The organism is Rhodopseudomonas sp. WA056, from assembly GCF_010906995.1.
Classification (GTDB): Bacteria; Pseudomonadota; Alphaproteobacteria; order Rhizobiales; family Xanthobacteraceae; genus Rhodopseudomonas; species Rhodopseudomonas palustris_G.
Map to the genome: position 1 here is coordinate 21,198 of NZ_QPFS01000057.1, position 8,259 is coordinate 29,456.

General features: G+C 65.6%; 8 protein-coding genes and 1 riboswitch. Of the genes, 6 read left to right on the forward strand and 2 right to left on the reverse strand.

The annotated features are described in order from the left end of the window. The first annotated feature begins 41 nt into the window (after positions 1 to 41). Positions 42 to 611, forward strand: coding sequence for a histidine phosphatase family protein (locus DU475_RS13020; RefSeq protein WP_164632374.1), 570 nt, complete (start codon positions 42 to 44; stop codon positions 609 to 611). A gap of 53 nt (positions 612 to 664) precedes the next feature. Then, positions 665 to 864, forward strand: a riboswitch (cobalamin riboswitch). Between the two features lie 191 nt (positions 865 to 1,055). Continuing rightward, positions 1,056 to 1,391 (forward strand): cysteine-rich small domain-containing protein, encoded by a 336-nt coding sequence (locus DU475_RS13025; RefSeq protein WP_013500927.1) that lies wholly within the window; start codon positions 1,056 to 1,058, stop codon positions 1,389 to 1,391. A gap of 65 nt (positions 1,392 to 1,456) precedes the next feature. Here the strand turns inward: DU475_RS13025 and DU475_RS13030 are convergent, their stop codons facing one another. Together DU475_RS13030 and DU475_RS13035 are read right to left on the reverse strand one after the other, a co-directional pair. Further along, positions 1,457 to 2,602 (reverse strand): acyl-CoA dehydrogenase family protein, encoded by a 1,146-nt coding sequence (locus tag DU475_RS13030; RefSeq protein ID WP_047308460.1) that lies wholly within the window; start codon positions 2,600 to 2,602, stop codon positions 1,457 to 1,459. Between the two features lie 164 nt (positions 2,603 to 2,766). Further along, positions 2,767 to 3,210 (reverse strand): MarR family winged helix-turn-helix transcriptional regulator, encoded by a 444-nt coding sequence (locus DU475_RS13035; RefSeq protein WP_013500929.1) that lies wholly within the window; start codon positions 3,208 to 3,210, stop codon positions 2,767 to 2,769. Positions 3,211 to 3,368: 158 nt separating this feature from the next. On the opposite strand from DU475_RS13035, the gene DU475_RS13040 reads away from it, so the two are divergent. The 4 genes from DU475_RS13040 to DU475_RS13055 form a co-directional block, all read left to right on the forward strand. Beyond that, positions 3,369 to 4,553, forward strand: coding sequence for a substrate-binding domain-containing protein (locus DU475_RS13040; protein WP_164632375.1), 1,185 nt, complete (start codon positions 3,369 to 3,371; stop codon positions 4,551 to 4,553). Between the two features lie 156 nt (positions 4,554 to 4,709). After that, positions 4,710 to 6,224 carry an amidase gene (locus DU475_RS13045; protein ID WP_047308463.1) on the forward strand — a complete coding sequence of 505 codons (1,515 nt, stop codon included), beginning with the start codon at positions 4,710 to 4,712 and terminating at the stop codon, positions 6,222 to 6,224. A gap of 36 nt (positions 6,225 to 6,260) precedes the next feature. Further along, complete coding sequence (locus DU475_RS13050) at positions 6,261 to 7,118, forward strand: branched-chain amino acid ABC transporter permease (protein ID WP_047308458.1); 858 nt, start codon at positions 6,261 to 6,263, stop codon at positions 7,116 to 7,118. A gap of 4 nt (positions 7,119 to 7,122) precedes the next feature. After that, the coding region (locus DU475_RS13055; RefSeq protein WP_164632376.1) for a substrate-binding protein at positions 7,123 to 8,259 on the forward strand (1,137 nt) is incomplete at its 3' end.

An 8,259-nucleotide genomic window follows, 5' to 3' on the forward strand; every position in this document is an offset into this window, starting at 1 on the left:
GCGTGCTCTGTCCGGCCGACGTGTTTTGCGAGGAGAATCCGATGAGCGATCTCTGCCGGCTCTGGCTGGTGCGGCATGCGCCGGTGGACGGGCCCAAGGGCGTGATCCACGCTCCGGACGCACCGGTCGACCTCCGCGACACCGCGGCACTCGGCGCGCTGCGCGAAAGGCTGCCGCGCGACGCCGCCGCGGTCGCCAGTCCGAGCCGGCGCACGCGCGACACCGCAGCGGCGCTCGGCATCGAGGCCCAGCTCGATCCGGACTTTCGCGAGCAGGATTTCGGCACATGGACCGGGCGCCGCCACGACGATCTGTCGCGTGAACTCGGCTCTGCCTATGACGCGTTCTGGCAGGATGCCGCTCGGCTGGCTCCGCCGGGGGGCGAGAGCTTCGTGGATCAGATCACGCGGGTTCGGCAGGGGCTTGAACGGTTGTCTGGTGACACCGTCCTAGTGGTCCATTCCGGCACGATCCGGGCCGTGTTGGCGATTGCGCTGGATAGCTCGCCGACCGCAGCGCTGAGTTTCGTGATCGATCCGCTGTCGCTGACGCGGATCGACCGGCTGGGCTCCGGCTGGCGGATCGACTACGTCAATCGCCCTGCCGGTTAGGCAGGACGTGCACGGCCCGAGCCTTTTCGCTTGCGCGCGCTTGTGTCGCGTGCTCTGGTTTCGATGTCTTCGGTGCCTCGCCTGCGAGGTGAAACTGGGAATACGGTGCGGTGTCCATCACCAAATCCGTAGCTGCCCCCGCAACTGTAAGCGGATCTGTCCGGATCAAGCGGCCACTGACGTCATCGGCGTCGGGAAGGCGATCCAGGCGACATCCGTGAGCCAGGAGACCGGCCGAAGACGGAAGCATTCAACCGATCGACGGCGGGTCGAGAGCGGAGCAGTGATGACCGGTTTCTCCTAGCAGGCAGGCCGCGCGCAGCGGCGATAGCAGCGTCACTCGACGCCTTGGGCCGCGTTGCGCTCACCACCCGTCCGATCAGAACCAGCCCAGCGCCGCCGCGACCAGCCGGCGGTCTCCTGCTGCGGCGCGAGGAAGCGGTCATGGAGCCGAAAGACACCACCACCAACGAGGCCTTCAAGGGCTTCACCAACGAGGCCTGCCCGTTCCTGCCGTGTCATCCCGGCGTCGAACGGGAGTTCAACTGCCTGTTCTGCTATTGCCCGCTCAGCGCGTATCAGTGCCCCGGGCCGTACAAGACGTTCGTCGATCGCAACGGGCTGACGCGCAAGGATTGCTCGGACTGCACCCTGCCGCACAACGGCTATCGCCGGTCGTGGAATTTCATCCAGCGCTGGCTGGAGCGGCCGGTGCCTTGGGACGGCCAGCCGCAGGATGCTCGCCGGCTCAAGCGCGAGGTCTCGGACAGCGGCGAATGAACGCCGCCACCAGCGCCGCCGTTACTCCGTGAGCGGAACAGCATCGGAGGCGCTGGCAAGCCGCGTTACAGCGAGCGCGCGATCAGCAGCTTCATCACCTCGTTGGTGCCGCCGTAGATCTTCTGGATGCGGGAGTCGATGAACATCCGGCCGATCGGATATTCCTGCATGTAGCCGTAGCCGCCGTGCAGTTGCAGGCATTCGTCGACGGTCTCGACCTGCTTCTGCGTCGTCCACCATTTCGCCATCGAGGCGGTGACGGCGTCGAGATTGCCGGCGATGAGCTGCACCAGACAGAAATCGACGAACACCCGAGCGATGAACGCCTCGGTCTTGCGTTCGGCGAGCGTGAAGGCGGTGTTCTGGAATTCGATGACCGGCTGACCGAACGCCTTGCGGTCCTTGGTGTACTCCGAGGTCAGCGCTACGGCGCGCTCCATCGCCGCCACCGCGCCGATCGCGATGATCAGCCGCTCCTGCGGCAGTTGCTGCATCAGTTGCACGAAGCCCTTACCTTCTTCGCCGCCGAGCAGATTCTCCTTCGGCGTCCGGGCGTTCTCGAAGAACAGCTCGGAGGTGTCGGAGGCGTGCAGGCCGATCTTGTCGAGGTTGCGGCCGCGCTTGAAGCCGGGGTTGTCCTTGGTCTCCAGCACGATCAGCGACAGCCCCTTGGCGCCGGCGCCGCCGGTGCGGGCGACGACGATGATCAGGTCGCAGTTCTGGCCGTTGGTGATGAAGGTCTTCTGGCCGTTGATGACGTAGTCGTCGCCGTCGAGCTTGGCGGTGGTTCGCACGCTCTGCAGGTCGGAGCCGGTGCCGGGTTCGGTCATGGCGATCGCGCCGATCAGCTCGCCGCGCGCCATGCCGGGCAGCCAGCGCCGCTTCTGCTCTTCCGACCCGTAGTTGAGGATGTAGTGCGCGACGATCCCGCTCGACACGGTGACGCCGCTCAGCGCGTCGGGGACGATCGTCTCCATGTCCTCATAGACCGCAGCGTCATAAGCGAAGCTGGCGCCGAGCCCGCCGTATTCTTCCGGAACGCTGGGCAGCAGTGCGCCCATCTCGCCGAGCTTCAACCAGGCCGAGCGATCGACCATTTTCTGCTTGCGCCACTTGTCGCCGTGCGGAGCGAGATCCTTGGCGAGGAATTTACGAAACTGGTCGCGGAACGTGTCCAGCTCTTCGGTCATCCAGGGCGATCGGTATTGCATGTTTCCTCACTCGAATGGGCGGCCGCTTGGCACGGCGCATCGCCCGCTGATCTAGGCCAGTTCGGCGGTACAGGATAGATGTTGCGATCGCCGCATCTTGCGGCGTGTCGCTGCGAAGGGATGCGGCGTTCGCAGCCGCAGCACGCGCGATGCGGGAGGAGCGCTCAGGTCGCGCTGTCGATCAGGCTTTCCAGCAGACGCTTCAGTTCCGCAGTGGCCTTGTCGCCGTAGTTTTCGGCGATATGCGCCTCCTGGCTCAGCGCAAGTGCATTGAGCCGCTGGGTCAGCGCCTTGCCGCGATCGGAGATGTGCATCAGCACCTTGCGGCGGTCCTCCGGATCCTGGACGCGGTACACCAGCGAATCCGACACCATCCGGTCGATCATCTTGGTCAGGGTCGGATGATTGAGCAGCACCGCCTCGGCGAGTTCGCCCATCGAATGGCCCTTGCCGTCGGACAGCACCTTGAGGATGCGCCACTGCTCCACCGGCACGCCTTCGCCGCGCAGCCGCGCTTCGAGCTGGCGGTTGATCTCACGATTGGCCTGCGCCAGCAGATAGGCGAGGTGTTCGGTGATCGGCGGATTGCGGGTGGGCGATTTGGCCACGATGAGACTTTATCGTTCCGTTTGAGTGAATCGGATGCGCAGTTTGCTGCATCTATATGCACAGAAATCCTTGAAGATTCAATATTTTCGAATAGCATTGATCATCGGGCCCGGGGAGGGGACTTCGGCGGGATCACCCGCACCAGGCAGGAGAGGGCGTGCTTTCGGCTGTCGATCTCGGACATCGTAGCTTCTATGGAGGGCCGCCGCTCGGCTTGCTGGAGCGCGGCGCACTTCCCGACGCGCATTGGGTGGAAGGGCCGGGAGACGGCGGCGGCGCGGCGGCGCGCCGCGCCCGCAACAAGCTCCGCGTCGCGAATTTCGTCACCTTCCAGGGCTCGCCGGGACTGTGGGGCCCGGCCTCGACCAACGCGGCGCTGCTGGCGGCCGCGGAGATCAACAAGCGCGGCGGCATCCTCGGCCGCGAGATCGAACTGGTGTTCAGCGACGCCGGCGGTCCGATCGAGGACGTCGCCCGCCGGGTGGCGCAGGCGGTAGATTACGACGACGTCGACATCGTGATGGGCTCGCACATCAGCGCGGTGCGGGTCGCGCTGCGCAACGCCATCCGCGGCCGGGTGCCGTACATCTACACGCCGGTCTATGAAGGCGGTGAACGCACCCCCGGGGTGATGGCGATCGGCGAGACGCCGCGCTGGCAGAGCCGCCCGGCGATCGACTGGCTGGCGAGGGAGAAGAAGGCGCAGCGCTGGTATCTGATCGGCAGCGACTACGTCTGGCCGTGGCTGTCGCATCGCGCGGTGAAGACATACATCAAGGACGCCGGCGGCCAGGTGGTCGGCGAGGAGTTCGTGCCGCTCGGCGAGGACGATCACGAGCGGCATCTCGACCGCATCCGCGCCGCGAAACCCGATGCGGTGCTGATCTCGCTGATCGGCAACGACAGCGTGACGTTCAATCGCTCGTTCGCCGAAGCCGGCCTGTCGCGCCACATCCTCCGGCTCGCCGGCGCGATGGACGAGACCGTGCTGCTCGGCATCGGCGCCGACAACACCGAGAACCTGTTCTGCGCGTCGGGCTATTTCGGCTGCTACGACTGCGCCGCCAACGATGCGTTTCGCGATTCCTATCGCCGGATGTTCGGCCCGACGGCGCCGCCGATCGGCTCGGTCGGGCAGTCGAACTACGAAGGCCTGCGGTTTCTCGCCACGATCGCCGACAAGGCGCAGACGCTGGCGGCCCGTCCGCTGCTGCAGGCTGCGCGCAACGTGGTGTATCAGGGCGGGCGCGGCGAGGTGACGATCCGCGACGGGCGCGCGCGGATGACGATGCATCTGGCCGAAGCCGACGGTCTGGATTTCAAGCTGCTCCGCACGTTCTAAGTCGCGCGGGCCTGCGAGCTGCGCCACTGCAAAATAATACTTGAAACGGAAAATATTTCCGTATGTATTATCCACGTGATGCGGCGCCGCTCCCGCGCGCCGCTCCGGCCTTCCCAGGGCCGCATCGCCGATCCGCCCACGCGCAGGAGAATGATCTTGGCCGTTTCGCTTCCCACCCCCACGCAGCTTCTCGACGTCGCCGATCAGTGCGGCCTGTCGCTCACCGACGAGGACATCGTCTCGTTCCGTGGGCTGATGCAGCCGTCGATCGACGCCTATAACGTGGTTGCGGCGCTGCCGGACGAAGTGCCGCTGGTGAAGTATCCGCGCACGCCGGGCTACACCCCCGGCGCGGAGGAGAATCCGCGCAACGCCTGGTATCGCAAGTCGAGCGTGAAGGGCGCAGCGTCGGGCAAGCTCAAGGGCAAGACCGTCGCGCTGAAGGACAACATCATGCTGGCCGGCGTGCCGATGATGAACGGCTCGTCGACCCTCGAAGGCTACGTGCCGGATTTCGACGCCACTGTCGTCACCCGCATTCTCGATGCCGGCGGTGAGATTCTCGGCAAAACCCATTGCGAGCATTTCTGCATGTCCGGCGGCAGCCACACCGGCTCCAACGGTCCGGTGCACAATCCGCACAAGATGGGCTACTCGGCCGGCGGCTCTTCGTCGGGCAGCGCCGTGGTGGTCGCACTCGGCGAAGCCGATATGGCGATGGGCGGCGACCAGGGCGGCTCGATCCGGATGCCGTCGTCGTTCAGCGGCACCTACGGCATGAAGCCGACCTGGGGCCTGGTGCCATACACCGGCATCATGCCGATCGAGATCTATGTCGATCACACCGGGCCGATGACCGCGAACGTCGAAGACAACGCGCTGCTGCTGGAAGTCATCGCCGGCGACGACGGTTACGATCCGCGGATCCGGGCGCCGATCGTGCACGACTACACCAAGGCGCTCGGCCAGGGCATCAAGGGCATGAAGATCGGCATCGTGCGCGAGGGCTTCGAGCAGCCCGGCGCCGAGCCAGCGGTCAACGAGAGCGTTCGCGAGGCCGCCAAACGGCTCGCCAGCCTCGGCGCTACGGTCGAGGAGATCTCGATCCCGGCGCACAATCTCGCCGGCGCGGTGTGGATGCCGATCGGCACCGAAGGCATGACCCAGACCATGATGGTCGGCGACGGCTACGGTCTCAGCCGCCCGGACCTGTATTCGACTACGCTGATGAAGGCGCATCGCGGCTGGCGCGGCCAGGCGGACTCGCTGTCCGAAACCACCAAGATGATGCTGCTGCTCGGCACCTACATCAACAACACGTTCGGGCCGCGCTATTACGGCAAGGCGGTGAACATCTCGCGCCGCATCGCCGCCGCCTACGACCATGCGCTGGCGAATTTCGATCTGCTGCTGATGCCGACCACCCCGATGAAGGCGACGCCGCTGCCGGCGCCGAACGCACCGCGCGAAGAGGTGATCGGGCGTGCCTTCGAGATGATCAGCAACACCGCGCCGTTCGACATCACTCATCATCCGGCGATGTCGATCCCGTGCGGCATGGTCGACGGCCTGCCGGTCGGGTTGATGCTGGTCGGCAAGCATTTCGACGAACCGACGATCTACCGCGCGGCTCACGCCTTCGAGCAGTCGGGCGACTGGAAGAAGATGTGATCGAGGTCCGGTCGTCCGTCAGCCGGTAAGGTCCGAATGGAAAACCTGTTCGCCGCCCTGTTCGAAATCCTGAGCTTCGGTTCCATCGTCGTGCTGGTGGTGCTGGGGCTCGGGATCATTGCCAGCATGATGGGCATCTTCAACTTCGCGCAGGGCGAGTTCGTCCTGCTCGGCGCCTACGTCACCTATCTGGCCCACACCGCCGGTCTGCCGGTGTGGACCGGCATGGTGGCGGCGCCGTTCGTGGTCGGCGCGTTCGGCCTGGTGCTCGAACGGCTGATCGTGCGGCGGTTCTACGCCGCCCCGATCGTGGCGATGCTCGGCACCTATGCGCTCGGCCTGATCATCCGCGAGATCGTCCGCGGCCTGATCGGTGGCCTCTACATCTCGGTGCCGGAGCCGGTCGGCGGCTCGATCACGATCGGTGCGATGCATCTGTCGACCTGGCGGCTGGTGATCATCGTGGTGACCGCGCTGGTGATGATCGGCAGCTATCTCCTGCTGTCGCGCACCTCGTTCGGATTGAGGGTGAGGGCGTCGCTGGAGAACCCGGCGCTGGCGCGCGCCTCCGGCATCTCCACCAACGCGATCTACGGCGCCACCTTCGCGTTCGGTGCGGCGCTCGCCGGCCTCGCCGGTGCGCTGATCGTGCCGGTGTTCTCGCTGTTCGCCGATCTCGGCCTGCGCTTCCTGATCCAGGGGTTCATCGCCGTAATGGTCGGCGGCGTCGGCTCGTTCGCCGGCCCGGTCGCCGGCGCCGGCATCATCGGTACGCTGTCGGCGGCGCTTCCCTGGGTGATCCAGCCGGTGATCGCCGACGTGCTCGTCTTCGTGCTCGCGATCATCTTCATCAAATTCCGGCCGCAGGGCCTCGTTTCGGGAAAAGGGATCTAGCCTGATGTCCAGCGACTCCAACTTCGAGATCAACCGCCGCCGGTTCCTGTCCAATTTCGCTTTCGCCAGCACGGCGATCGCCACCGGAGTCGGAAGCTGGGTGATCCCGGCGGACTGGGCCAATGCCGCCGCCGGTCCTATCAAGGTCGGCATCGCCACCGACCTCACCGGTCCGATCGGCTACGCCGGCAACGCCGACGCCAACGTCGCCAAGATGGTGGTGAAGCAGATCAACGACGCCGGCGGCCTGCTCGGGCGGCCGCTCGAACTGCACATCGAGGACACCGCGTCGAACGAAGCGGTCGCGGTCGGCAACGTCCGCAAGCTGATCCAGCGCGACAAGGTCGATGTCGTGCTCGGCGGCGTCACCTCGTCGATGCGCAACGCCATCAAGGACGTGATCGTCGCCCGCGGCAAGACGCTGTACATCTATCCGCAGCTCTACGAAGGCAAGGAGTGCACGCCGTATCTGTTCTGCACCGGCCCGACCCCCGCGCAGCAGTGCGACGAGTTCATCCCGTGGCTGATCAAGAACGGCGGCAAGAAATTCGCGCTGCCGAGCGCCAATTACGTCTGGCCGCACACGCTCAACGTCTACGCCCGCAAGGTGATCGAGGCCAATGGCGGCGAGGTGGTGCTGGAAGAATATTACCCGCTCGACCAGATCGATTTCTCATCGACCGTCAACCGCATCATCTCCAACAAGGTCGACGTGGTGTTCAACACCGTGATCCCGCCCGGCGTCGGCCCGTTCTTCAAGCAGCTCTACGAAGCCGGATTCCTCAAGAACGGCGGCCGTCTGTCCTGCGTGTATTACGACGAGAACACCCTCGGCATCAACCAACCGGCGGAGATCGAAGGGTTGGCGAGCTGCCTCGACTACTTCAAAGCGGTCGCCAAGGACGATCCGGTCAGCGCCAAGATCCAGGCCGCCTACGACAAGGAATTCCCCGGCACCTTCCTGTTCGCTGCCGGCAGCGCCGCCACCGGCACCTATCGCGGCCTGAAGCTGTGGGAAGCCGCGGTGAAGGAAGCCGGCAAGATCGACCGTGACGGCGTCGCCGCCGCGCTCGATCACGCCAAGATCGCCGAAGGCCCCGGCGGGCCGGCCGAAATGGTGCCGGGCAAGCGCCACTGCACG

What these genes read in the sequence shown, in the direction of transcription:
- DU475_RS13020 (WP_164632374.1), top strand. Translation starts at nt 42, where the DNA reads ATGAGCGATCTCTGCCGGCTCTGGCTGGTGCGGCATGCGCCGGTGGAC.
- DU475_RS13025 (WP_013500927.1), top strand. Translation starts at nt 1,056, where the DNA reads ATGGAGCCGAAAGACACCACCACCAACGAGGCCTTCAAGGGCTTCACC.
- DU475_RS13030 (WP_047308460.1), bottom strand. Translation starts at nt 2,602, where the DNA reads ATGCAATACCGATCGCCCTGGATGACCGAAGAGCTGGACACGTTCCGC.
- DU475_RS13050 (WP_047308458.1), top strand. Translation starts at nt 6,261, where the DNA reads ATGGAAAACCTGTTCGCCGCCCTGTTCGAAATCCTGAGCTTCGGTTCC.